The organism is Vibrio marinisediminis (assembly GCF_014050145.1).
Classification (GTDB): domain Bacteria; phylum Pseudomonadota; class Gammaproteobacteria; order Enterobacterales; family Vibrionaceae; genus Vibrio; species Vibrio marinisediminis.
The window spans coordinates 67,029-92,525 of the sequence record NZ_JACFYF010000007.1; the positions used below are offsets into that span (position 1 = coordinate 67,029).

Consider the following 25,497-nt stretch of genomic DNA (forward strand, 5'->3'; position numbering starts at 1 on the left):
CGGGCGAACTTACAAACCAGTAGTCAGTGGTTAACCGAAATATACAAGGACGTCATCATGTCAGAAAAAGTAAAACAGTTTATCGGCGGCGAATTCGCCATGTCAGAGTCCACACAGTGGATAGATGTGACGAATCCAGCGAACAATGAAGTGATTGCGCAAGTGCCGTGTGCAACTGAGTCAGAAATGAGCGCAGCAATTGCGAGCGCAGCGGAAACCTTTAAGACTTGGAAGGAAGTGGCAGCGCCTGAGCGTGCTCGCTTAATGTTGCGTTATCAGCACTTGCTTAAAGAGCACCATGACCAGCTGGCTATTTTACTTTCTAGTGAAACAGGTAAGACACTGCCGGATGCAAAAGGCGATGTTTGGCGTGGGATCGAAGTCGTTGAACAAGCGGCGAATATTTGCAGTTCAATGATGGGTGAAACCGTTGAAAACGTTGCCAGCAATATTGATGGCTATTCGTATGTTCAGCCACTTGGTGTGTGCGCCGGCATTACACCTTTTAACTTCCCTGCGATGATCCCGCTGTGGATGTTCCCAATGGCAATAGCCTGCGGCAATACCTTTGTTTTGAAACCTTCTGAACAAGTACCGTTAACCGCAATGATGCTGGCTGAGCTATTTGAAAAAGCGGGCGCACCTAAAGGCGTACTGCAAATTGTTCATGGTAAGAAAGAGCAAGTCGACCGAATCTTGACTGATCCTATCGTGCGCACTATTTCTTTTGTCGGCTCTGTCGCGGTGGGTGAATACATCTACAAAACGGGTACCGATAATCTTAAACGCGTTCAGTCATTCGCCGGTGCAAAAAACCATATGGTGATCATGCCGGACGCGAACAAGCAGCAAGTGATCAATAGCTTGGTTGGTGCCTCTGTGGGTGCCGCGGGTCAGCGCTGTATGGCAATCTCAGTGGCGGTGTTTGTCGGTGAAACCAAAGAGTGGATACCAGAGCTTAAGGAGGCGTTAGCCCAAGTGCAACCTGGCGCGTGGGATGATGAGCTAGCAGGTTATGGACCTTTGATTAGCCCACAAGCGAAGCAACGTGTGGTGGGTTTAATTAATGAAGGCAAAGCCTCAGGTGCTAATTGTGTGTTGGATGGCTCAGATTGCCAGGTGGCGGGACACCCGAATGGCAATTGGGTTGGACCGACGTTGTTTACCAATGTCACTACGGATATGTCTATTTATCGAGAAGAGATTTTTGGCCCCGTTCTACTCACCATGGAAGTGGACGACTTGGATAGCGCGATTGATCTTATCAATGCGAGTCCATTTGGTAACGGCACCTCTATTTTCACCGCGAGTGGCGCGGCAGCAAGAAAATATCAGCACAATATTGAAGTGGGTAACGTGGGTATTAATGTGCCGATTCCTGTGCCATTGCCATTTTTCTCATTCACTGGCTGGAAAGGCAGTTTCTACGGTGATCTACATGCCTACGGCAAACAAGCTGTACGCTTTTATACTGAAACTAAAACCGTGACGGCACGTTGGTTTGAAGATGATATTCCAAGCGGTCCCAATATGACCATTCAGCTATAACAGCGAAGCACAATGAATAGCAGCCAAGCGTTGGTCACTTATCCGTACTGATGGCTTGGCTTACTTTCTAATTTAACAAAAGCACATTGAGATAAACACAATTTGGGGTTTCAAGATGGATTTTGAATTAAACGAAGATCAAGTAGCGTTTGCCGAAGCCGCGAAGCAGTTCTCCGACCAAATGTTGGCACCTAACGCGGCTGAGTGGGATGAAAACGCTCACTTTCCTAAAGATGTTATCCGACAAGCTGGTGAGCTTGGTTTTTTAAGTATCTATACTCCCCCAGAACATGGCGGATTGGGCTTATCACGATTGGATGCCGCCATTATCTTTGAGCAACTGGCAATGGGATGTACCGCAACCACCGCATTTATGACCATTCACAATATGGCGACTTGGATGATCACCAGCTTTGCCAAACAAGAAGTAGCAGAGCAATTTAGCGAAGATTTAGTTTCAGGCGAAAAGCTGGCTTCTTACTGTTTAACTGAGCCGAATGCGGGTTCAGATGCGGCATCGTTAACCACCAGTGCAGTACGTGAGGGGGATGAATTTGTCCTCAACGGTGCGAAAGTATTCATCTCTGGCGCTGGAGATACCGAAGTGCTCGTCGTAATGGCTCGTTCATGCGGGGAAGGTGCCGCTGGGATTTCGGCGTTTATTGTGCCGGCAGATAGCGAAGGCGTTAGCTACGGCAAAAAAGAAGCCAAGATGGGTTGGAACTGCCAACCGACGCGAATGATCAGCTTTGAAAATGTCCGCATTCCCGCGAGCTATCTGTTAGGGGAAGAAGGTGAAGGGTTTACCCTCGCAATGCAGGGTCTTGATGGCGGGCGAATTAATATCGCCACCTGTTCAATCGGTACCGCGCAGCAAGCACTAAATGAAGCTAAGCAATATATGACTGAACGTAAGCAATTTGGTCGCGCTTTGGCTCAATTTCAAGCGCTGCAATTCAAACTGGCAGATATGGCGACAGAACTTGTCGCGGCACGCCAAATGGTGCGTCTAGCCGCGGCTAAACTCGACTCTCAACATGCAGAAAAAAGCGCTTACTGCGCAATGGCGAAACGTTTTGCTACTGATGTTGGTTTTAAAGTGTGCGATCAGGCACTTCAGATCCATGGCGGCTACGGTTACATCAAAGAGTACCCAGTGGAGCGCCATTTTAGAGACGTTCGCGTACACCAAATTCTTGAAGGAACAAATGAAATCATGCGTTTGATCATCGCAAGGCGCTTACTCAGTGAAGGCGTTGAATTGTTATAGCGAGCATGAGTGGTGTAAGGGCTCTACCTAAGGTGGAATAAGTTGCGACAAGTGGCGAATAGATGAGCCGAATGTAACGGCAGAATTAAAGGACTGAATAGTTATGACCGCACAGATTAAGTTAGAACGGGTGGCGCATATTGCCAAGTTAACCATGAGTAATCCACCAGCGAACACATGGACGCTTGACTCTTTAAAACAGTTAAAAGAGCTGGTGAATGAACTAAGCCATGACCGCACAATTTATGCATTGGTTTTAACCGGAGAGGGAGAGAAATTCTTCTCCGCAGGTGCCGATCTAAAAACCTTTGCTAGCGGCGATAAAGCGATAGCCGCGGATATGGCATTTGCCTTTGGTGAAGCGTTTGAGGCGCTCTCTGCGTTTGATGGTGTCTCGATAGCTGCGATTAACGGTTATGCCATGGGCGGCGGGCTGGAAGTCGCGTTAGCGTGTGATATTCGAATTGCAGAGCAGCAAGTTCAAATGGCACTACCGGAAGCCTCTGTTGGCTTGTTGCCTTGTGCTGGCGGTACGCAAAACCTCACGGCATTAGTTGGTGAAGGTTGGGCCAAACGTATGATTTTGTGTGGCGAACGAGCAACGGCGCAAGTAGCGGAGCGCATTGGCTTAGTAGAAGAAATGGTGGATACAGGGCAAGCCCTAACAACCGCGATGGAGCTTGCACAGCGTGTGGCTGCGCAATCACCCAAAGCAATTTCTGCGTGTAAAACTTTGATTCAAAATCGCCGTAGCCAAAATCATGATGCCGGTTTGGTGCTTGAACGCGAATTGTTTTTGCAGCTATTTAATACTCAAGACCAAGCAGAAGGCGTGAACGCCTTTTTGCAAAAGCGCAAACCCAATTGGACCAACAGTTAAAGGAGCGACTATGACAGGGAAAGTAAATATTTCTCAAATGACATGTGCTGATGGCTCATCGATTGGTGTACTTGAGTTAGACAACCAAAGCGCTCTGAATGCACTCAATTATGAGATGATCGAACAGCTCTATGAGCAGCTACTCAAATGGCAATCTGACGACAACATTGTTGCGGTCTTTTTACATGCTGCAGGAGAAAAAGCATTCTGTGCAGGTGGGGATATTCAAGCCATTTTCCGCGCATTGGAAAACAAAGAGCAAGACTTTGACACCGCATTTAAAGCGATGGATAGCTTCTTCACCCTTGAATACCGTTGTGACTATTTAATCCATACCTACTCGAAACCCATCGTTGCATGGGGACATGGCTATTTAATGGGAGGCGGTGTTGGCTTGTTTATGGGCGCGAGTCATAGAGTCGCCTCAACCAATACGCGATTTGCCATGCCAGAAAGCAAGATCGGGCTCTATCCTGATGTGGGAGGCACTTACTTTTTAAGCCATCTACCTCAACATTTTGCTTTGTTTATCGCGCTAACTGCTTGTCAGGTTAACGCGACTGATATGAAAGCATTGGGTTTGTGCCAATGGACAGCGGCAGCAGACGACAAACAGAATTTTCTCGAACAGCTCTCTAACGTAGAGTGGAGCCAACACAGCGACATTGAGCGAGTGCTTAGTGAAATGCTCGATCACGTGCAAGTTAGCACTTCAGATGATGGGTTACTGATGGCACATGCTGTTGAGGTTGAGGCGCTTTGCCAAGGCAGTTTGCCGCAAATAGTGAATGCCATAAATACGGCAAGTGTTGATGATAAATGGTTCAGCAATGCGCAAAAATCACTTCGTTATGCCAGCCCTCTGTCATTGCAAATCTGCTATCAGCAATTGACTAAATATCCCGACCTAGCATTAAAAGAATGTTTTGAGATGGAATTTAGCCTCACCCTTCGATGCGGTCTTGAAGGTGATTTTAGAGAGGGCGTGAGAGCACTGATCATTGATAAAACCAATCAGCCAAACTGGATTTATCAGGATGTGTCACAAGTGACGCCACAAGTTATAGAACGTTTCTTCTCTCCGATTGATTCAAAGCTATATCCCCTACAAAGAACGGATATACAAGCGGCAACTTTATAAGGACATAAACCAGATGGATAAGATCACATTTATCGGGCTCGGCAATATGGGCGCTCCGATGGCAAAAAATCTACTAAAAGCACAACTCAATGTAGAAGTGTTTGATTTAAATCCGAGCGCGGTACAAGAGCTAACAGAGTTAGGTGCAACGAGTGCGGATTCGTTACCACAAGCCGTACAGGGTGCGAATGTCGTTATTACTATGTTGCCAGCAAGCCAACATGTGCAAAGTGTTTACCTTGGAGAAGGTGGCATTCTCGACAGTGTTGAATCAGGTACGCTGCTAATCGACTGCTCAACCATCGATGCGGAAACCGCGCGTGATGTTTCAGCCAAATCACACCAGCGTGGTTATGGCTTTGTCGATGCGCCTGTTTCTGGTGGTGTTGCCGGCGCAGGTGCAGGAACGCTCACCTTCATTGTCGGCGGAAGCAAAGATGATTTCGAGCAAGCGAAAGCGATACTCGATCATATGGGCAAAAACATCTTCCATGCCGGAGAGGCTGGCGCAGGGCAAGTCGCTAAAATCTGCAATAACATGATGCTGGGTATTTTAATGAGTGGCACCTGTGAAGCGCTTAATCTAGGCGTAGAAAATGGGTTAGACCCTAAAGTGCTGTCCGATATTATGTTGCAAAGTTCAGGTCGAAACTGGGCATTGGAATTGTATAACCCTTGCCCAGGCGTGATGGAGAATGTGCCTTCAAGTAATGGTTACCAAGGCGGCTTTATGAGCCAGTTGATGGCAAAAGATCTTGGTTTGGCGATGGAAGCAGCAGTGGCGAGCCAATCGCCAACGCCAATGGGAAGTTTGGCGCGCAATCTGTTTAATTTCCATAACAGTCAAGGTAATGGACAAAAGGACTTTTCTAGCTTGTATGAGTTCTACCAGAAAGAAAAGTAAGCATAAGGAGAGTGTATGCAATTGGCAGAGAAAGTCATCGCGATTACCGGAGCGGGTCAAGGACTAGGCAAGCAAATGGCGTTGTCTTTGGCGCAAAGTGGGGTGAACTTAGCCTTGGTCGATCTAGGAAAAGACCAGTTAGATGAAACTCGTTTAGAGTGTGAAGCTTTAGGTGTAATCGCCCGCTGTTATGTGGCAAACGTGACTGACGAGCAACAGGTGATTGAAGCGTTTGGGCAAATTGAAACGGATTTTAATCAGCTAAATGGCGTGGTGAATAATGCCGGCATTATGCGTGATGGGATGTTTGTTAAAGTCCGAGATGGACAAGTTAAAACCATGTCGCTTGAACAGTTTCAGTCAGTGTTAGATGTGAACGTGACTGGCACGTTTTTATGCGGTCGCGAAGCGGCTAAAGTGATGCTTAATACCGACAGCAAAGGCGTGCTGATTAATATTTCAAGCGTGGCAAGAGCGGGCAATATGGGGCAAACCAACTATTCTGCTTCGAAAGCGGCGGTCGCCACTATGGCAACGGTATGGGCTAAAGAGTTGGGTCGTTACGGTATTCGCTCGGTAGCGATTGCTCCAGGGGTGATCAAAACCGCGATGACGGACCAAATAAAGCCAGAAGCGATGGAACGCTTGATTGGAATGATACCCGTAGGGCGGTTAGGACAAGCGGAAGAGATCGCCTCTACCATCAAGTATGTTCTCGCCAATGATTTCATCTCGGGAAGAGTGTTAGAAATCGATGGTGGTATGAGGATGTAACGTGTACCGATTGAACGGTGATCTGTCAGTTGCTTGTTTTGAACTGACAGATTACGGCTAACTGTGAATGTCTTTTCGTTCTTAAAATCGTTATTTACGCGCCAATTTATGGTGTGCTCGTGAAAAATGGCCTGCGCAAAACGCGCCAACAATTGATATTTCTCCTGCTAGACACAGTGCCGCTGCCACTTCTGCTAGTGCTTTTGCTTTACCGTTGCCATGTAATCCCAAAATATCCAGACAGGCTTTTTGAGTGGGTAGACCAGTACCACCACCAACAGTGCCGACCATAATATTGGGTAAGGTGACTGAGGCATAAAGATCACCGTTTGGCGTGACATCCATGCGGGTAATACCAATTGCTGACTCGGCAACACAGGCGGCATCTTGCCCGCAAGCTATATAAAGAGCGGTCAACGCATTGGCGTAGTGGGCATTAATACCAATCGAACCACTGAGTAATCCCCCCACCGTATTCATCTTACCGAATTTGACCATTGCTGCTGGCGTGGTATTTAGATGTTGCTCTACCAACTCAGCAGGAATCGTCACATCAGCTGAGACTTTCTTGCCTCGTACCGAGCGTAATGTATAAGCGTTAGCTTTTTTGTCTCCCGATAAATTGCCGTCAAGAAAGGCATCTACTGGCGCGATTGGACTGTGCTCTAGAATATAAACAAACACATTCTGAGTCGCGATGGTGACCATATTCTGTCCAGAAGCATCACCTGTGAGATATTCAAACACCAAGTAAACATGGTTGCCTTCAATGTTTACATTGATGTCCTTTAATTTGCCATGGTTGGTGGTGGACTCCGCGACCGTGCGGAACATGTCATATTGCGTAACAACCCAGCTAACAAACTGAGCCGACTCTGACAGAGATTGAAATGCAAACACTGGCGTACGGCTAACACCTTCATTGATCAGCAAAGTACTGACACCACCAGATGCGGTGATCAACTTAGCGCCACGGTTATATGAGGCAACTAATGCCGCTTCAGTCGTTGCCAGTGGTACAAGGAAGTCGTCATTAGCGAATAAGCCGTTAACACGAAGAGGACCAGCAAGACCAACCGGCACATTTACCGTGCCAATAAAGTGCTCGATATTGTTTGAATACGCTTGGTGATGCTGTTGGGTAAATGAGTCCAATAGCAGTTCTTTCTCTGTCATAGACTCTAAAACTTGCCAACGACGTTGTAGATGCTTATCTGATAGACCGGCACTGAGGCAGATCTTTTTATTGGGCTTGTTGTATTTGGGTTCGAGTGCAGATTGTAGTTTCTCACCGCTTTCTACATCAGAGAAAGGCGAGCTATTCCTTGCACGGTTTAGGTTCAGTTTCGGCATACAAGTTGATTCTTTATTGGTTCAGCATGAAATATTAGTGATACCGAGTTTGATTACGATGCAATGCGTGGTTTTTGCAATAACAGTATTTTTTACAACCAAGGATCTTTGTTTGTCATTTTTGATTTTGGGGCATTTTATCGAACTTAAGTAGGTTAAGTGGTTGGAGCAGGGAGGGGGCGTATTTATGTTTGATTAATAGTAAATGTGAAGGTTGGAAATGTAGTTACATATCAATTTGTTAGCGAATAAATGGTATATTGATTAACCGACTAAAAAACTGTTACAAATCATTTGATGTTAGATGTGTAGCATAATGCCACGAACCCCCAATTATCTTCACTAAAGCGACTCATCAAAATGGAAACAAGCATCGAAAAACGGTAGATACCCGAATACACAGGTATCTACATGCAATAAAGTACACGCAATAAAACTGTTGTTGTGAACAAGAGTCAAACTATGCGTTTACTCGCCAGAGCGGCTAATTGCTTCTTTGCCATTGTAAATAAGACGGGTTGACCAAGGGATTGGGTTTCTCAACGCATAGTGCGCCATACAGCCATTTTCCGCTTCGTTTAACAGGTCCTTGATGTTTTCTTCAGGCTCGGGGCTTTCAATAATAACGTGTGTTTCAACAACATCGCATCCGCCGTCCGTCATATAGCCATGATCGCGCATGTGACCGAGGTTGGTTCTAAATACAATGCGTTGCTCTAGCTTTAGCGAATCGACTTGAATTTTACGCGCAGTAAGAATGTCGGTTAAATGTGTCATTAAACAAAAGCCGATACCCGCGGCGAAGAACGCCAGTGGTGGTGGCGCCGTATCATTACCGACTGGTGGCTGTTCATCACAAAAAAGTCTTACAGGGCTAAAACCAGGAATATTAACGGAAACAACGCCGGTTTTCTTTTGCATATCACCTGCTTCAGCACTTAGATTCACTTCAAAGCGATACGGTTCAGGGTGACGTGCTTTAGCAAAAGTTGATGGTTGATATTGGGTTGTCTGTGGTTGTTCCGCACTCAGTTCACCCACATGATAAAACTTTTTGTCTGACATAGAATTTTCCTTGTTTAATCAGTTCTTCGCTATAAATTCTAATTCAAACTCTGTGAATTTAGTCGTCAAAGTCGTGCTCGAATGACGATATTTTGGTGTTATCATTCATTTTAATATTTATTTTTGAAGGGAATCGTCATGCTAACTAAGCAGGACAAAAAACTACTTTCGCATCTTCAGGAAAATGGTCGTATTTCAATTGTTGAGCTTGCCAAAGCCACTGATATGTCGGAATCAACGTGTTTACGACGTACCAAGCATCTTGAAGAAACTGGCGTAATCAAAAAATATGGTGCGTTACTTGATGCCGAAGAGGCGGGCTTTGGTGTCACCGCATTTATTCAAGTGAGCATTGATCAAAGAAATGAAGCGGCTTTTGATGAGTTTAAGAATGCAGCGCGAGAGCATCCATTAATCTTAGAGTGCTACTCACTTTCTGGTCCTTATGACCATCTAATGAAAGTGGTGGCAAGAACCAATAAAGAATTGTCGCAGTTCATCTTAAAAACGTTGCGAAGCTTCCCTGAGGTGAGAGAAGCGCAAACTCTGTTTGTATTAGATGAAGTGAAGCATACCAGTGCCTTGCCGATTAACATGCCAGATTCAATTGAGTAGATAAAACGAGATAGCAACCATTTTAGTGCGGAGTGTTCTGAGTAATGACTAAAAATTGAGTTGTGAAGCTGGTGGCTTTTTACAGCATAGACGCGCTGTACAAACATTTTTGAACCTATACTAACGGCTGGTGAAAGCCATTTTGGAATGCTCAATAACAATTCACCACGTTTACAACGCGCATAGAATAGGGATTTGTATGTATAGCCAGCGATTAATTAGCTTAACTTTTTCTCTTGTCTCTACGCTGTCGTTAGCCGCCGATGTCGCCGATAGCATCGCACCAGAGTTGACCAGTAAGGTTACTGGCAAACAAAGCGTTGAGACAAATCAGTACATGGTTGCCGCAGCAAATCCGATTGCCGTCGAGGCAGGATATCAGGTGCTAAAAAGTGGTGGTTCAGCAGCGGATGCCTTAGTTGCGGTACAAACTGTTTTGGGCTTAGTTGAGCCGCAATCATCAGGGCTGGGCGGTGGCGCTTTCTTGGTTTATTACAACGCTGAGAACAGTTCTCTCACCACTTACGATGGGCGAGAAACTGCGCCATTAGCAGCCCGACCTGAGTTATTTCAAGATCAAAATGGTCAGCCACTTAAGTTTTATGACGCGGTAGTCGGCGGGCGCTCGGTAGGCACGCCGGGTACCGTTAAGCTGCTTGCCAATATGCATGCAATGTATGGCAAGCAAGAGTGGGGCACTTTGCTTCAACCCGCGATTGTATTGGCGAATGACGGCTTCACCGTTTCAGAGCGACTCGCATCTTCTATTGAGCGAGACAAAGCGCGGTTAAGCCGCTATCCCGACACCAAATCCTACTTTTTCACCCCTGATGGGCAACCACTACAGCAAGGCAACGTGCTAGTGAATAAGGCGTATGCGCAAACGTTAGAGCTGTTGGCGAAAGAGGGCGAGAAAGCATTCTACGCAGGTGATATTGCCAAGGATATTGTCGATAAAGTTCAAAGCATCAGTGATAACCCCGGCTATCTTCAATTGGAAGACTTTGCCACTTACAAAGTTATTGAGCGTGAGCCTGTTTGTGCTGAGTATCGTCAATATGATGTGTGTGGTATGGGACCTCCGAGTTCAGGGGCACTAACAGTTGGTCAGATACTTGGCATTGTTAGTCACTTCGATCTTCCGGCGATGGGGGAAGATGACCCAAATGCATGGCAAGTTATCGGCGATGCATCGCGCTTGGCATTTGCTGATCGTGGTCGCTATATCGCAGATACTGATTATGTCCCCATGCCTGAGGGATTATTGGATAAAGAATACCTTGCTGAACGCGCTGCTTTAATCAAGAAAGGAAAAGCGCTTGAAGAGGTTAAAGCTGGTCACCCTCCTTGGAACAACCGCATCGCCCTTGCTGATGATCAATCCATTGAACTTCCAAGCACAACACACATTGTAATCGTTGATAAGCAAGGCAATATCATCTCGATGACCAGCACCATAGAAAATGGATTTGGTTCTAGGGTAATGAGCAATGGTTTTTTGCTTAACAATGAGCTGACGGACTTCTCGTTTACTTCCCATAAAAATGGCTACCCCGTCGCCAACCGAGTTGAACCGGGAAAACGCCCGCGTTCTTCTATGGCACCCACGATAGTGCTTAAAGACGATCAACCTTATATGGCGATTGGTTCTCCAGGTGGCTCGCGGATTATTGGCTATGTCGCTCAAACCTTAATTGCTCATTTTGATTGGGGAATGGATATTCAGCAGGCGATTAATATGCCACGCATGGTGAACCGATTTGGTGGCTACGATTTAGAGCAAGGGACGAAAGCGCTGCGCTTTAAACCAGCTTTAGAAGAAATGGGTTATAAAGTGGATGTCCGTGATCTGAACTCTGGTCTACATGGAGTGGTATTCACTGATGGAAAAATGATCGGTGGTGCAGACCCTCGAAGAGAAGGGATTGTTCTGGGAGATTGAGAACTGAAATCGACTGTTGTCTTAGCCAATAGAAGGCTTAGAAAAGAACGAGATTAGTGTAAACTCGTGAATGCATTCCTTTAGAGCGAGGGCGTCGTTTGTACCCTGAAGAAAATCGAGTTAAAAAAGCCACGCGTGTGGAAAGTGTCATGAATTCAGCTCTATGGCACTTAGGTCAAAAAGATCTCACAGAAAGCGAGTTAATTTCAAAGCTGCGAGTCAAAACAGACAATGAAGATTGGGTTGCTGACACGCTAGAGAAGTTGCGTGGGTTTGGTTACTTAAAACCAGACAATGAATTTGCTGAAAAATTCGCGGAACGTTCATTTTCTAGTGAGTATGGTAGTGGTTATATTGGCGAAAAGCTCAAAAAGAAAGGCTTGAATGATGCGGTGATCAAAGCGGCGATTACTAAGGTAAAAGACGAACTATGCATCGATGAGCAAGTGATTTTAAATAATCGCATCAATAGCTACTATCAAGAATTCAAAATGAGTAAAGAAAAGCTCACTGCAACGTTGCAAAAGAGAGGGTTTAGCTACGCTCAGGTCAATGAGGCGATAAAACAACATGCGTGTGGTCATCAACTGCAAACTAACCTTGAGATCAAAGCGGAAAAAGCCGATTTAGAAAAGGAAGTCTTGAAATATGCTCGCAAGGGCAAGGGGATGACCGTGATTCGCCAAGAGTTACGCCAACGAAAAATCGACATTACCGATCTTGATTCGCTAGTAGAAAAATTAATTAATTCAGAACAGATAGATTTTTACGCGACTTGCCTAGAGCAACTTGAAAAAAAATCCTACGACTTAAGCACCCATAAAGAGCGCAGCAAAGCGTATGCGATGTTAACTCGCAAAGGATTTTCGTCAGAAGAGATTCAGTTTGCTATGAGTGAAATGGAGTAAGCTTGCCATACTTGAATCGATTGAGCTTGAGTGATTACTAAAATAGTTAAAGGGCATTTAGATAAACGAATTCCTGATTGTAGGACTATCTTATTCATCAATTTCGCAAGGAGGGAGACATCAATTTTGTGTTTCCCAAATAACCGGAACTTCAATCCTAAGCACGATTCCTCCTGTCAACGAATTATCCAGTTCGAGCACTTGTTCAACGCAAATGCCTTCCCAATATGGTTTAAGCCCCATTTTCTTGCCTTGTTTTTCCATCCCTTCTAATGCGGATAAATAGCCCATGTCAGAGGCGATATAGCACTCACATACGAGGAACTCACCTGAGGGGACAATTTTTTGATCGACGGCTTTGTGATTAGGAGGGCACCATTTCCCAACCCAATGGCAGTCAATGTTCCAAGGTTGGTCGAGCATTTTAACCGGAGTCAGCATAGCAAGGTCACAGATCTTACTACCCAAAATGTCACATAGCGTGTCAAATCCTTCGTCCGGTATTTTTTCAAGGCGGATCGCCCTTTGTTCAAACTCTTCTACTCGGCAGGGTAGGTTCTCAGCAAGCTGGATCTCCAGAGGAGCGTCCTCAGGTGTAACTCGGTGACCAAGTGGCTCGAGTACTTGTTTTAATTCAGGAACGCTTCCGGTTAGCCCAATTGCCTTAATTGCCTTGGCGGTTAAGTTGAGCTCGCGCTTCAGTGCTTTGGCAAGAGCTTGGGAAGAGGAGTAGCCGCATTCAAACGCGACATCGGTTACTTTAATACTAGGAGACTCCAGCAGCATGGATACGGCCCACTGAAGCTGGATTCTACTTAGGTAATTACCGGGCGTTTCGTGAAATACTCGGGTGAAGTGGCGATGGAAGTGGTAAGGGGAAATAGCACTCTGTGCAGCGATTTCCTGCCAAGCTAGTCCGGTTCTCTCTTCTGAATGCATTAGGTCCAGTGCTATTTCAAACCGCTTTCTTTGGTGCAGCGGTAAGTTTTTAAGCAATGTGTATTCAGGTACCAGAATGTATGGGGCTGTGTTAGTCATAGTGTTCCGTATCCATGAGCATTGTCGTCACTATGCCCATGGGTAAGGGGGATTGCAATATCTTCAAGAAGTTACCGTCTGCGTCGATATCACATTTCGTCGATTGGTGAGCCCGAGCAATACCGGGATTAGGATCAGGGTAATGGTGGTGGCAAACAGTTCACCAAATACTAGAGATACAGCAGCCGGTTTGAGGTACTGTGCTTGTTCCGCAGATTCACTCAGTAAAGGTAGCAGCCCACACACTGTTGTAATCGTGGTAAGAAAAATCGCTCTAAATCGGCTGGTCGCTGCAGTGATGAGTGCTTGTTTCAGTACCATACCCGAGCGGTAGTATTGATTAAAGCGGGTGATTAACACCAGTGAATCATTGATCACTATGCCAGTCATCGCCATCATACCAAACATCGAGAGAAGGCTGATTGGTAAATCCATGATACCGTGACCAAAAATCGCTCCGGCAAATCCAAATGGAATCACCGCCATAATGATCAGTGGCTGCCAGTAAGATTTAAGCGGTATCGCCAGTAGGATGTAAATTAGCAATAAGGTCAGCAGCATAGCCTGTTTAAAACCGTCTTGTACGTCATTAATTTCTTCAAACTCTCCAGCGGCGCGAATAGAGACGCCTGGGTACTGAGTTTCGATTTTGGTGATATCCGCTTTCAACTGATGCAGTGTTAACTCCGGCGCTTGTACTTGGCGGTTTTGATTCCAATATAGGTTGATCACCTGCTCTCGATTTCGACGATGCAGTACATTGGGTTCTTGCTCGTATTTAAGTTCCGCGATATCGCCCAGAACAACAGTCTCACCGTTTTCGAGAAATACTGGGGTCATTAACAGTTGCTCAGGATTACTTCTCAGCATTTCTGAATAGCGTAGTACCACTCGTGTCTCTTGACCTTGTTGTAGAATTCGATGTATCTCCCTTTGACCAAACGCTTCACCCACCAGCTTTGCTATTTGATACTGACTCAGTCCTAGCTGATAACCGAACTGATTTAACTTGACCCTGAGCTGTTGTTGACCACCTTTGCCATCGTCGAAAACATCGGATACACCGGGTAAACTAGTGAGTTTATTTGCTAGAGCGTGTGTCGCTTTACGTGCCAGTTCTCTGTCCATGGCTGAAATAGTGATTAGGCTATCTCCTGCTGGTGATTCAGCCCCAGAAAAGCGCACAGAATAGGCTCCTTCAAAGGACCCTGATTGTTCTCGCCAGTCGTCAAGTAGACGGTTTGATGGAAGAGCTGTCAGTGCTTCATTACTCAGTTCGGCTGTCACCTCAATCTCTCCATATCCATCGGAGAAAGCAAGCAGATTAGTTAATACAGGCTTGTTAAGTTGGAATTCTTGGGTCAGTTCAGCGGCGATTTGTTCTGCGCTTTGAGTCAGTTGATTTAATGTGATCTCCTGAAGTGGAAGTGGTGCACCATCATCTAACTCGATTTTGGCAGTGGCATATCGTCCTGGTATTTCGGGGAATATTGCACTTCGTATCGCACCCGTACTCCACATCCCGTATGCAAGAATAATGAAGGCGAAAAAACTGAGTAGGGTTGCGGTTTGATTGCTGATAGCCTTTTCTAATGCGGGTTGGTACGCATCGTCTATAAAACGTTGCAGCCCACTTTGTGCGCGGCTTTGTACTGATTTAATGACTCTAGGTGTTTTTCCTTCATCTCCTGTTAGGTGGGAAGGAAGGATAAATTTACTCTCGATTAGGGAGAACAGTAGCGCAAAAATTACTACAGCTGAAAACCCGGCCAGTACTTTCGCCAGCTCATTGTTGATCCACAGCATCGGCGAGAAGGCGGCAATAGTAGTTAATATCCCGAACACGGTAGCAACTGAAACTGATTTTACCCCTTTATAAGCAGCATCGGCAGGGCTGTTACTCTTATTTCGCTGGGAACAGATACTCTCGCCTACAACGACCGCATCATCAACGAGAATACCGAGTACCAGAATAAATCCGAATAGGGTGATGTCGTTGATGCTGTAATTAAATATTTGCATCGCTCCCAGAGTGCCAGCCAGTGCGATAGGGATACCGAGTGCTACCCAAAATGCCAGTTTAAGTTCAAGGAAAATTCCAAGTAGCACCAATACGATTAGTAGTCCCTGCCAGGCATTTTCGCCTAGGCGGCTAAGCTGCTCACTGATGTAGGGCGCCATATCGGCCATTATAGATAGTTCAATGTCTTGTGGTAGCTGTGGGCGTAGCTCATTGAGAGTTTCAGCAATCGCGTCGCTAACATTAAGCAGGTTGTCATGCTGGGCAGTACTCACCAATAATGCAATTGCGGTTTCGCCGTTGTTACGAACAATGGCCCCTTCTTCTAAGTAATCACGTTTGATGTTAGCAACATCTCCGAGATAGATTGAACCTTGTGCTGTGGTGAGAAGTGGAATTGATTTAAGCTGTTCAATGTCATCAGCGTAGCCATCGCCCCGCAGAATAAGGCGTCCAGTGGCGCTTTTTAGTTCACCGCTTCGTGCTTCCAGCGAGCTTTGCTCTATCGATTGTGCGATTTTTTCTAGGCTCAATCCAAGGCTGCGCAGTTTGTCTATATCTGGTTCAATTACTAACAGTGATTGACGACTGCCCCAGTTCGATACTTTGGAAATAGTAGGATTTTTCTTCAGTGCCAGTTCAACCTGTCTGGCAACTGGCTGAAGTTGGCTATCTGATCGTGGACCAGAGACGATGACAAATGCCGCAAGATTGGTAAATTCATCGCGCGTGATCTGTGGCTTTTCTGCTTGTACGGGAAAGCCTTCAATTGCATTGACTTGGTTACGGATATCTTCCAATAATTTGTCGATATCTGTAGCTGAGGTCTTACGCACTTTGATGCTTGCTAGCCCAGCACTGGATTGACTAACGATCTGTTTGATACCGGGGACGCTAGCAATAGACTCTTCTACTCGTTGGGTTATGCTTTGGTCTATTTGTTTGGCGGTACCACCAGGGTAGGCGACATTGATCACTAGACTACTGGGAGCAACCTGAGGAAAGGATTCAACCCTGAGTTGCCCAACAGATAAAACACCGGTCGCGATAATCGCAATCATTAATAGATTGGCGCCAACGGGATTGTCGATAAACCACTTAGTCAACCAGTTCATTGGGTTACCTCTATCGGAGTTACGTGTTGTCCGGGCAGCATCGAAACGAGAGGATAAATCACCACTTTACGGGGCTGCTGTGGTTCAGTGTTAAATTTAACCCAGACATTGTCCGTGCTCTGTTCGAGTACCTGTATGTTCTCTTTTACTAGTAGCGAATCTTGCACACACCAAATTTCCCCATCACGCGTTAACGCACTGGCAGGTAGTTGCATTGCTTGTTTAGCTTCAGGCATGCGAATTTGTACCGTCACTTGTTGATTTGGCAAAAGTTGATGAGTGGCATGGAAAGGGTTAGAGATACTAAGCACTACTTCGCGTTGACGTGTTTGGTTTTGAGCGATCGGCGAGATGTAACGAATGCTTGCAGGCCAACTTTGATGTTGTCGGTCTTGTACACTCAGTTCAGCGGTGGGGAGTGCTTCAAGTAACGACGACCATTGGCTCTCTGGGATCGGCAGCTTTACATCAAGGCTTCTACTTGAGGCAATGGTAAATAGGCTCTGTCCTTGTTCAACGAACTGAGTTGGGCTTACATTGCGCGCTAGGATCACCGCATCATAGGGGGCAGTAATACGAGCATCATCGAGCTGTTGTTTTACACTTAGAAGCGTACTTTTGGCTTGCACTACTGCCGCTTTTGCAGCCGCGATTTGTGGCTCTCTACGAGCGTAAGAAGAGCTTTTTTTGTCACTCAGCATTTTGATGGCAACAGTTTGCTCATGATTTTCCTTAAGCAATTGCAGTTCAGCTTGTTTGACTTCGCTATTTGCTTTCGCAAGGTGAGCTTTAAGCATAGTGGTATCCAGTTTTGCCAGAGCTTGCCCTTTTGTGAGCAGTTTTCCCGGCTCCAATCCTTGTGCCAGCCAGTCAAGCTTGGCTGAGCTTTGTGCTCTTAATTCGCTTTGCCATCGGGTCGATGAGGTTCCTATAAGGCTAAGTGTGGGAGAAAATGGTTCGGCAGTGACCGAAACCACACTCACTGGCTGGGCTTTTATTGGCATGGGTTTTGTGGCGACTGGCTTTGGCTCTGTAACAATCACCAGTACTATCGCACCTACGATAAAAAGTATGCCAGCAAGTATCGGTAGTATACGTTTCATCATTAATTTACCTCACATTGAGTCGTTGGCTGATCTCACTCAACCGGGATAATGTTTGCAGCGTAACCGGCAACATAATGGCGGCTTCGACGAACTCTAGTGAGTAAGTGACGACAGAAAAAAGCTGTCCAGCGGTTGGTGCATTGAGTTGGGTGGTCAGCATTAGATTGGTCAGAACGAACCCAAAAAGAACTATAAAAACTAAACCGTATAGCATCGCTTCGGTATCGGAGAGTTTGATTTCCCGGGTTTTGAGTTTTTGCAAATGAGCATAGAGCCCGTTGTGGCTGAGAAAGCTGAGTACGTTGACCTGACGTTCCATCTGGGTGTTTAGCGCGGCGTTAAGCTCGATAAAGGCACGGTGAAACAGAGCGTAGATCGCCAGCATAATGATACCGGCTACACTTGCACTGAGTGCAAGCAGATAACTGAAACTTGCCAATACGCCTACAGTTACGACCAGCTGTATAATTGCGGTAAGTAGTGAAGGCAGGTCATTTTCTAAGAAATCCACCAATTCGCGGGACATGGTTAGTCTTGCATTGCGTGTTGTAACCGTGTGCTCGCGAAGAAAGTCATCGGTCTTAAGTCCAATTCTGACTCGGATTTCACCATAAATCCGAGTGTCATAAAAACGCCGGATAACAGCCACAAAAACTAACGTGGTGATCACTGCAGCGAGCACAATTAGGTCGTGGTATTGTCCTGCCATCAGGCTATCTATTGAGTAACCAATAAAAAGTGGAAGCAGAGCCATTAACAAATTTTCGACTATCACCATCAACCATGTGACGCTGATTTTTCGTTTATGTCCGACGACGATTGTGGAAAGGGATATGTCCTGAGGAGAGTTCACATTTAGAGCTCCGAATAAAACTATTGGGAGCGATTATTGCGTGTAAGAAGAGAAAAAAAGTGTCTCATATTGCGGTATCAAAAAATGTTGAGATTACCAGCGATTAGAGTGAACAATTCAGGGCATTAAATCGTATTGCAGTTACTTGCCTTGTCATAAAAGAGGCAGTCTGTTGGTTACTCTATCTTATGTGCGCTGACAATTTCTTCACTTACCCAATTCAATAGCTGTTTAATTGCCCGAGATAACACCTGATTTTGCCTGACAATATAGCCAAGGCTGGTGGTTGGGAAATCTGGTAGTGGGGTGATGGTTGTTTTCAAATTAAGCTTAGGGTGCAGCGAGAACTCAGGCACAATAGCTACGCCAAACCCAGCTTCTGCCCAATCTATTTGTGCATCAACACTGCCCACTTCCATAACGCGATATTTCGGCAAATTCAACATAGGCACAGCAAGATCAAGTAAGTCACGAGTACGGGTATCATGACCGAGTAAGATCAGCGTCGGCTCTTCTTGATTGTGGGTCAGTAAGCCTTGTTGCCATGCTTGTAAGCCATCACCTAGCGCACACCATTTTACTTGTTGCAACTCAGTAAAATGTAGAGGTTGACTCTCTTTTTGTGCAATAACAAAGCCTAAATCTGCCTTGGCACTTTTTACCAATTCCGCGGCTTGTGAAGAGGTGGTATTGAACAAAGAAAGGTCAATTCCTGGGAATTCTTTCTTAAAAGATTGAAACGGGGAAATTAATAACAGTCGCGAGATAATATCACTGGCAGCAATGGTTAATGTCCCCTGGCATAAATCGTTAATTGCATTGATTTCTGCCTGACAAACTTGCAGTTCCATCAGTGTGTTGTGTGCACTTTTCAGTAAGCGTTCGCCAGCTTGCGTAAGCCTAAAAGGATTGCGTTCTATCAACTTAACGCGAGTTGCTTGCTCAAGCTGTTTAATATGCAAACTCACATTGGGTTGGGTCATATGCAGTTCAGTGGCAGTTTTGCCAAAGTGCTCCAAACGTGCCAATACGACAAAGGTATTGAGCCAGTTGAGATCTAACATACTTATCCTCAATTAGGTTGAAACTAGGTCACAGATATCAATACAACCCCATATGAGATACTTATCAGGGTTATAATGATTATTAATTTTTCTTATTTTGAATGGAAGATTAGGATAAGTCCATCGCTTTTAAGGAGAGTTAATTATGTCGTCTATTGTTGTTGTTGGTGCAAACTGGGGTGATGAAGGTAAAGGCCGAATCGTTGATTATTTGGCAGACCAAGCATCCGCAAGCATTCGTTTCCAAGGTGGTAATAACGCAGGTCATACTGTGGTAAACGACTTTGGCACATTCAAACTGCACCAGCTTCCTAGTGGCGTATTTAACCCTGACTGTATTGCTGTTTTAGGCCCTGGCATGGTGATCAGCCCGGCATCCCTATCTCAAGAGATTGTTGAAGTTGAAGAATCAGGCGTGAAGGTTAACCTTTGCATTTCTGACCGCGCAACACTTTGCTTGCCGCTACACGCTCTAGAAGACACGCTTGAAGAACTGCGTTTAGGCGATAAAGCATACGGCTCAACTCGTCAAGGTATTGCACCTGCATACGGCGACCGCGTGATGAAGAAAGGCATCTTAGTGGGATGGCTAACACAGCCAGACGTTCTTGTTGAACGTATCCAGTTCATGATGGATTGGAAACTGCCTCAGCTTCGTGCGTTATACCCAACGTTTGAGTTTGAGCAAACAGCACAAGAAATGGCGGATTGGTTACTTGAGGTTTCTGCACCTTGGCGTCACGCTATCTGCAACGTAACGCTACCGCTAAAAGAACTGCAAGCACAAGATAAAACGCTGCTATTTGAAGCGCAACTTGGTGCGGGTCGTGACCTAGTTTACGGTGAATACCCATGGACGACATCTTCTAATGTAGTGTCTATGTACGCAGGTATCGGTAGTGGTTTACCAGCACTTCGCCCAGAGCGCGTAATTGCTGTAGCTAAAGCGTTCAGCTCATCAGTGGGTACAGGCACGCTAATTACCGCAATGGAAGAGCAAGATGCATTCCGCGAGCTAGCAGGCGAGTTTGGTGCAACAACAGGTCGTCCTCGTGATATGGGTTACTTCGATGCAGTCGCAACCAAAAACGGTGTTGAGCTACAAGCGGCTACTGAAATTTCGCTAACCAAAGTAGACTGCCTAACAGGGCTGAAAGATCTTAAGATCTGCGTGGCTTACGAAGGTGAGCACAGCGAAAACCCAATTTGGCCACAAACAGCAGCACTAGCGCCAGTTTATGAACATATGGAAAGCTGGAGCGAAGACATTACTGGTTGTCGTAAATTCGAAGAGTTACCAGTAGCGGCGCAAAAATACGTTCTACGTATTGAAGAACTTATGGGCGTACCAGTGAAGATGGTATCTGTAGGTCCTGGCCGTGAACAGATGATCGTTCGTTAATCAGTGCTATAGAATGAATTGAGGCTGACCAGAGATGGTCAGCCTTTTTTGTATTTAGCGCTAGTTGCTAGCAGGGCTCAAAACGTGCGTTGAAAAAGCGTAACCACTTTGGTTCATAAGAAAACTTCAGTCCCTTGATTTGATCGCGCTGTTGATAGAATTCAATAATGCTATCCGCAATCTCATCCATATGAGAGTAAGTATAAACACGGCGAGGGATGGCTAGGCGCACCGTCTCAAGGTTTGAACGACAATGCTCGTTTGCCGAAGTCTCGCGTCCAGCAGAGACAATGCCACGCTCCATGGCGCGAATACCGGTTTCAACATACATACTAGCCGCAAGGCTTTGTGCTGGAAGCTGATCGAGAGTCAAATGTTGGCAAAAATGGCTCGCATCAAGAAATACGGCATGCCCACCAATAGGCTCAATAACAGGCACACCAGCCGCTTTTAGTTGTTCACCAAGGTAACGGACTTGTTTAACACGGTGCTCTATGTGCTCTAGTTTGATTGAATCACGTAAACCAAGTGCTATTGATTTGCGCATGCCATTTAGCATCGCCTCTGTATCAGAGTCAGTATGTGACGGCATACCAGCGTAGAGCATAAGGGCGTCTGTGGCGTCTTCAAATAGTTCATCGTCGTTGAGACACAACAATCCGCCGCTGTTGATTAAACAATCTTTTTTGGTGCCATTGATGGTACAACCATCAGCGTAACTTAGCATCTCTAAGACAATGTCTTGGATCGTCTTATCTGCATACCCATCTTCTTGCTCTTTGATGTAGAAAGCATTCTCAATACAATGTGTTGCGTCGAAAAATACTTTAATCCCATGCTGATTGGCTAGTTGATAAACCTCGCGCATATTTTCCAGCGAGACGGGTTGACCACCGGCAGAGTTTACCGTGGCGGCAAGACGAATGTAAGCAATGCTGTCAGCGCCTTTTTCACCAATGAGCGTCTCAAGCTTGGCAAGTTCGATATTGCCTTTAAAGGGAATAACTAGCTCTGATTGGTGTGCTTCTGGGCGAATTACATCGATAAAAGTTGCGCCTTGGCTCTCTTGATGAAAGCGATGGCTGGTAGAGCACATGTTGCCAAGTACATATTGACCTGGTTGGATGACAAGTTTAGCCAATAGGCTTTCAGCACTACAGCCTTTTTGCGTTGGAATAACGTGTTTGAAACCATATAACTCACGCACGGTCTCTTTTAATGGACAAGCGTTGATACCGTTAGTCGAAGTATCTTTGATCATCATGCTTGCCAATTGGCGTACACTCATCGCGCTGGTGCCAGAGTCGGTCATTAGATCGAAATACACATCATTGCTATCTAACAAAAATGTATTGTAGCCAGCTTCTTCCATTTTTTGAGCACGCACTTCGCGACCAATCGTAGAGACAGTCTCGACAGTTTTAATTCGGAACGGTTCTGCTGGGTAACTCATTTGTATCACTCCAATATATTGATGCAGAAATGGAAATAATCAGACGCATATTTTCTATTTTGAAAGTGTTAATACAAGCCGTTTACCTAGCTTGAACTAGGTTATTTAATAAGAACATTTAAGATACTTGATCCAGTTCTCAATAGTGAGATGTGAGAGAGTATGCATGACGCCTTTGAGAGTGGGCTGAATGTAGCTGATAGGGGCGCATTGTTAATAGAAAAAGAATTTTGGCTTTATTGTTTCATTACTCTATAAAGCTGGCACATAACAGCGTAGGATCACGCAACTTTAAAAACCACTAGGTTTGCACTTTGGTGCATGAACAGACTCATAATGAAACTAACAGCAAAAGCATCACTTAATAACGCTTTACTTATCTCAATTACCACTCCGGAATTTAAAGGTGATGAGGCGAAAGAATCCTTAGCCGAACTTGCTCGTTTAGTGACAACCCTTGGGTTTAAGGTGGTTGGGACACAGTCGCAAAAACAAAATTCAACTCAAAAACTCAATGTATTGGGTGCGGGTAAGTTGGCTGAAATTGCCCAATTAACGGGCAATAAAGGTGAAATTGAAGAAGTTGAATATGATGAGCTTTTTGACGAAACCGATTTAGATGATATCCCTGAAGACGATTTGCCGTTTGCTTGCGCTGACGTCGTGGTATTCGATTGCGATTTAAGCCCATCTCAGATGCGTAATGTCGAGCGTCATTTAGGTGTCGAAGTCTTTGACCGTACAGGCATCATTATTGAAATATTCAGCCGTCACGCACGTACCCGAACGGCGCGTTTACAAGTTGAAATTGCTCGCCTTAATTACTTAGTGCCACGCTTGCGTGAGACGGCGAGTGGTGACAAAGAGCGCCAAATGGGGCAGGGTGCGGGTGAAACATCTTTAGAGCTAGACCGCCGTAAAGTACGTGACCAAATAGCGGATCTTAGACGTGAATTAGTCAGCGTGCAGAGTGAGTTAAAAAACCGACGCACACAACGTTCTGAGCTTTTTTGTGTTGCCCTAGTTGGTTATACCAATGCCGGTAAATCGTCAATGATGCGTGCGATTACGGCTACGGAAGTAGTGGGTGAAGATAAACTGTTTGCGACACTTGATACCACGGTCCGTGCACTACAACCTCTTACTCAACCACGAATTCTAGTTTCAGATACTGTTGGTTTTATTAAAAAACTGCCACACGATCTCGTCGCGTCTTTCCATTCAACATTGGCAGAAGCCCACGATGCTTCATTACTGTTGTATGTCGTTGATGCCTCTGACCCATCTTTCCGCGCACAACTTGATGTGGTCCATGATGTATTAGGACAAGTGGGTGTTGAAGGCAGTGAAAAGCTGTTGGTGCTAAATAAATCAGATCGTCTGAGTGAAGAACAGCAGCAAGCGCTGATGGAAGAGTTTCCTGATGCCATGCTCACTTCAACACGCGATCCGCTTGATATCAAAAAGCTGCATAAATACATCGTAGGTGTTGCAGAGAAAGGAATGATTGAAGAAGAAATTATCGTGCCTTATACCGCCAATGGAGTCATCGGTGACATTCGTTCTAGCATGAGTGTGACTAAGGAAGAGTACGATTATGAGAATATCAAATTAACGGTACGCTCAAGTGCGATTGACCTCGCAAGGTTAAAGAAGCGCATGCAGAGCTTGTAAGTAAAAGAACTTGTAAGTAAAAGAGTTTGTAAGTTAAAGAGCTTGTAAGCGTAGTCTCGACATTTTTTTGTTGGAGGATCTATCCCGCAGACGCTCGGTTGGCGGGATTTTGATAAGCATACACACCTCGGTTTGGCTCTAAGATTTAATGTTTTGCAATAAAGTATTGCCTATTCATGTTATTGAAATGTGTATAATACTTGACTACTAACACTGTCTGTGTGATTTAAGAACGCTGTAAAATAATGGACTATTAATGCAACTAAAAAATATTGATAAGCAACTCTATCGTTCGCGTTTAAACATTGTGATTGTTGCTTGTATCGCCAGTTTAGCGATATCGAGCTTAGCTATTTCCCAGGTATTGATACAGCTTTTCCCTTCTGAGTTTGGTTCACATTTTTATTGGAACTTACTCGGTGTTGTAGCGAGTGCAATTATTTTGGTCTTCACCCTGCTCAAATTGAAAACACACCCAAAAATGCACGAAGTGGCTTATGTATGGGATTTAAAACAGGCGCTTAATTTGATCTATAGAAAAAATAGAAAGTTACTTGCGGCAGCAAAACAGGGAAATGTAGATGCCATGCTAGCGCTTCAGTTTAGTTATGAAGGGTCACGCCAATTATGGCAACTTGATGACAACACGATTACCTTAAGTAATCTAAATGATGCGCAATTACAGCTCGATAATTGGGTTAAAGAGTACAATGTTGAATTGGATATCAGCAGCTATCATTCAGGGCTGTTAAAAGCCTTCTAATTTTTCACGCAACTTGCGTGATGCAATGTGCGTTATCACTTCGTTTTGATCTTGTCTTCGTTTCTGAGCCCAATAAATCTGGTATTGCAGGGATTTACCAATAAACGATAGTATAACGGCAATTTTTGTCGTAAAGATTGCATTATGTCAGATGAAGAACTCGCGCTAGAGTGGATGCGCCAACAAGCTCATAAAATCGACCCATACATTCATAATCCATCATTTGATGATTGTGTCGAGCTGCTTACCCCTGCTTTTAAAAAGGGAAAAAGTGTCGGTCAACTAAGGTTTCTACTTGGTGAAGCCGATCGTCGGGCTGGCGCAGCAGAGCGCAAGCATGCTGCCTTAAAGTATGCGAAAGAAAAAAGCCCCAATGCTGGTCAAATTCTGCGTCTTCAAAGTAAGCTTCAGCAAGTAGAGTTAGCGTTGAAGCTCGCGACGGGAGACAACAACATGACAATATCTCAGTTTTGCTCAGAATATGATGTAAGCAAGCGAGACGGTAACACCGCGTGGCATGAAATTTTAGTTCAGCAAAGTAAAAAAAAGTAGATACCCAGCAAATCATGCGTCGAGTATCTACCTTGTTCAGAATGGCGTAACGTACAA

At 45.2% G+C, this 25,497-nt stretch carries 21 protein-coding genes; 13 read left to right on the top strand and 8 right to left on the bottom strand.

The features are described 5' to 3' along the window. Window positions 1-57: 57 nt before the first annotated feature. The 6 genes from H2O73_RS12475 to H2O73_RS12500 all read left to right on the top strand — a co-directional run bounded on the left by H2O73_RS12475 (window position 58) and on the right by H2O73_RS12500 (window position 6,517). A complete protein-coding gene (locus H2O73_RS12475) occupies window positions 58-1,548 on the top strand; it encodes a CoA-acylating methylmalonate-semialdehyde dehydrogenase (protein WP_182109186.1) in 1,491 nt (496 codons plus the stop codon). A gap of 115 nt (window positions 1,549-1,663) precedes the next feature. After that, window positions 1,664-2,818, top strand: a complete 1,155-nt coding sequence (locus H2O73_RS12480; protein WP_182109187.1) for an acyl-CoA dehydrogenase family protein — start codon at window positions 1,664-1,666, stop codon at window positions 2,816-2,818. A 103-nt stretch (window positions 2,819-2,921) separates the two neighbouring features. Then, a complete protein-coding gene (locus H2O73_RS12485; protein ID WP_182109188.1) occupies window positions 2,922-3,698 on the top strand; it encodes an enoyl-CoA hydratase in 777 nt (258 codons plus the stop codon). Between the two features lie 10 nt (window positions 3,699-3,708). Then, a complete protein-coding gene (locus tag H2O73_RS12490; protein ID WP_182109189.1) occupies window positions 3,709-4,839 on the top strand; it encodes an enoyl-CoA hydratase/isomerase family protein in 1,131 nt (376 codons plus the stop codon). A 13-nt stretch (window positions 4,840-4,852) separates the two neighbouring features. Then, a complete protein-coding gene (gene mmsB, locus H2O73_RS12495; RefSeq protein WP_182109190.1) occupies window positions 4,853-5,743 on the top strand; it encodes a 3-hydroxyisobutyrate dehydrogenase in 891 nt (296 codons plus the stop codon). A gap of 15 nt (window positions 5,744-5,758) precedes the next feature. Then, on the top strand, window positions 5,759-6,517 hold the full coding sequence (locus H2O73_RS12500; protein ID WP_182109191.1) for an SDR family oxidoreductase: 759 nt from the start codon (window positions 5,759-5,761) through the stop codon (window positions 6,515-6,517). A 90-nt stretch (window positions 6,518-6,607) separates the two neighbouring features. Here the strand turns inward: H2O73_RS12500 and H2O73_RS12505 are convergent, their stop codons facing one another. After that, a complete protein-coding gene (locus tag H2O73_RS12505) occupies window positions 6,608-7,870 on the bottom strand; it encodes a hydroxymethylglutaryl-CoA reductase (protein WP_182109192.1) in 1,263 nt (420 codons plus the stop codon). Window positions 7,871-8,338: 468 nt separating this feature from the next. Continuing rightward, window positions 8,339-8,935 carry an OsmC family protein gene (locus H2O73_RS12510; protein ID WP_182109193.1) on the bottom strand — a complete coding sequence of 199 codons (597 nt, stop codon included), beginning with the start codon at window positions 8,933-8,935 and terminating at the stop codon, window positions 8,339-8,341. Between the two features lie 138 nt (window positions 8,936-9,073). Here H2O73_RS12510 and H2O73_RS12515 point away from each other — a divergent pair, with 138 nt between their 5' ends. From H2O73_RS12515 to H2O73_RS12525, 3 genes are all read left to right on the top strand, one after another. Further along, window positions 9,074-9,550, top strand: coding sequence for an Lrp/AsnC family transcriptional regulator (locus H2O73_RS12515; RefSeq protein WP_182109194.1), 477 nt, complete (start codon window positions 9,074-9,076; stop codon window positions 9,548-9,550). 199 nt (window positions 9,551-9,749) lie between these two features. Continuing rightward, a complete protein-coding gene (gene ggt, locus H2O73_RS12520) occupies window positions 9,750-11,492 on the top strand; it encodes a gamma-glutamyltransferase (protein WP_182109195.1) in 1,743 nt (580 codons plus the stop codon). Window positions 11,493-11,641: 149 nt separating this feature from the next. After that, window positions 11,642-12,400 (top strand): RecX family transcriptional regulator, encoded by a 759-nt coding sequence (locus H2O73_RS12525; protein ID WP_182109196.1) that lies wholly within the window; start codon window positions 11,642-11,644, stop codon window positions 12,398-12,400. 120 nt (window positions 12,401-12,520) lie between these two features. On the opposite strand, the gene H2O73_RS12530 is transcribed toward H2O73_RS12525, so the two are convergent. The 5 genes from H2O73_RS12530 to H2O73_RS12550 form a co-directional block, all read right to left on the bottom strand. Next, the gene (locus H2O73_RS12530) at window positions 12,521-13,438 is read right to left on the bottom strand and encodes a helix-turn-helix domain-containing protein (RefSeq protein WP_182109197.1); all 918 of its coding nucleotides are present in this window, start codon (window positions 13,436-13,438) and stop codon (window positions 12,521-12,523) included. 63 nt (window positions 13,439-13,501) lie between these two features. Beyond that, entirely contained in the window at window positions 13,502-16,573 is a 3,072-nt protein-coding gene (locus H2O73_RS12535) for an efflux RND transporter permease subunit (RefSeq protein WP_182109198.1), read from the bottom strand. Beyond that, entirely contained in the window at window positions 16,570-17,679 is a 1,110-nt protein-coding gene (locus H2O73_RS12540; RefSeq protein ID WP_182109199.1) for an efflux RND transporter periplasmic adaptor subunit, read from the bottom strand. The genes H2O73_RS12535 and H2O73_RS12540 overlap by 4 nt, the downstream gene beginning before the upstream one ends. A gap of 4 nt (window positions 17,680-17,683) precedes the next feature. Next, a complete protein-coding gene (locus tag H2O73_RS12545) occupies window positions 17,684-18,532 on the bottom strand; it encodes an ABC transporter six-transmembrane domain-containing protein (RefSeq protein WP_182109200.1) in 849 nt (282 codons plus the stop codon). 176 nt (window positions 18,533-18,708) lie between these two features. Continuing rightward, window positions 18,709-19,596 carry a LysR family transcriptional regulator gene (locus tag H2O73_RS12550; RefSeq protein ID WP_182109201.1) on the bottom strand — a complete coding sequence of 296 codons (888 nt, stop codon included), beginning with the start codon at window positions 19,594-19,596 and terminating at the stop codon, window positions 18,709-18,711. 145 nt (window positions 19,597-19,741) lie between these two features. On the opposite strand from H2O73_RS12550, the gene H2O73_RS12555 reads away from it, so the two are divergent. Next, a complete protein-coding gene (locus tag H2O73_RS12555) occupies window positions 19,742-20,998 on the top strand; it encodes an adenylosuccinate synthetase (RefSeq protein ID WP_182109202.1) in 1,257 nt (418 codons plus the stop codon). 67 nt (window positions 20,999-21,065) lie between these two features. On the opposite strand, the gene H2O73_RS12560 is transcribed toward H2O73_RS12555, so the two are convergent. Next, window positions 21,066-22,451, bottom strand: coding sequence for a tryptophanase (locus H2O73_RS12560; RefSeq protein ID WP_182109203.1), 1,386 nt, complete (start codon window positions 22,449-22,451; stop codon window positions 21,066-21,068). Between the two features lie 336 nt (window positions 22,452-22,787). Here H2O73_RS12560 and hflX point away from each other — a divergent pair, with 336 nt between their 5' ends. The 3 genes from hflX to H2O73_RS12575 all read left to right on the top strand — a co-directional run bounded on the left by hflX (window position 22,788) and on the right by H2O73_RS12575 (window position 25,440). Further along, on the top strand, window positions 22,788-24,125 hold the full coding sequence (gene hflX, locus H2O73_RS12565) for a GTPase HflX (protein WP_182109204.1): 1,338 nt from the start codon (window positions 22,788-22,790) through the stop codon (window positions 24,123-24,125). A 256-nt stretch (window positions 24,126-24,381) separates the two neighbouring features. Then, window positions 24,382-24,888: a DUF3087 domain-containing protein gene (locus tag H2O73_RS12570; protein WP_182109205.1), complete on the top strand. Its 507-nt coding sequence runs from the start codon at window positions 24,382-24,384 to the stop codon at window positions 24,886-24,888. 144 nt (window positions 24,889-25,032) lie between these two features. Then, window positions 25,033-25,440, top strand: coding sequence for a hypothetical protein (locus H2O73_RS12575; protein ID WP_182109206.1), 408 nt, complete (start codon window positions 25,033-25,035; stop codon window positions 25,438-25,440). The last annotated feature ends 57 nt before the right edge of the window (window positions 25,441-25,497 follow it).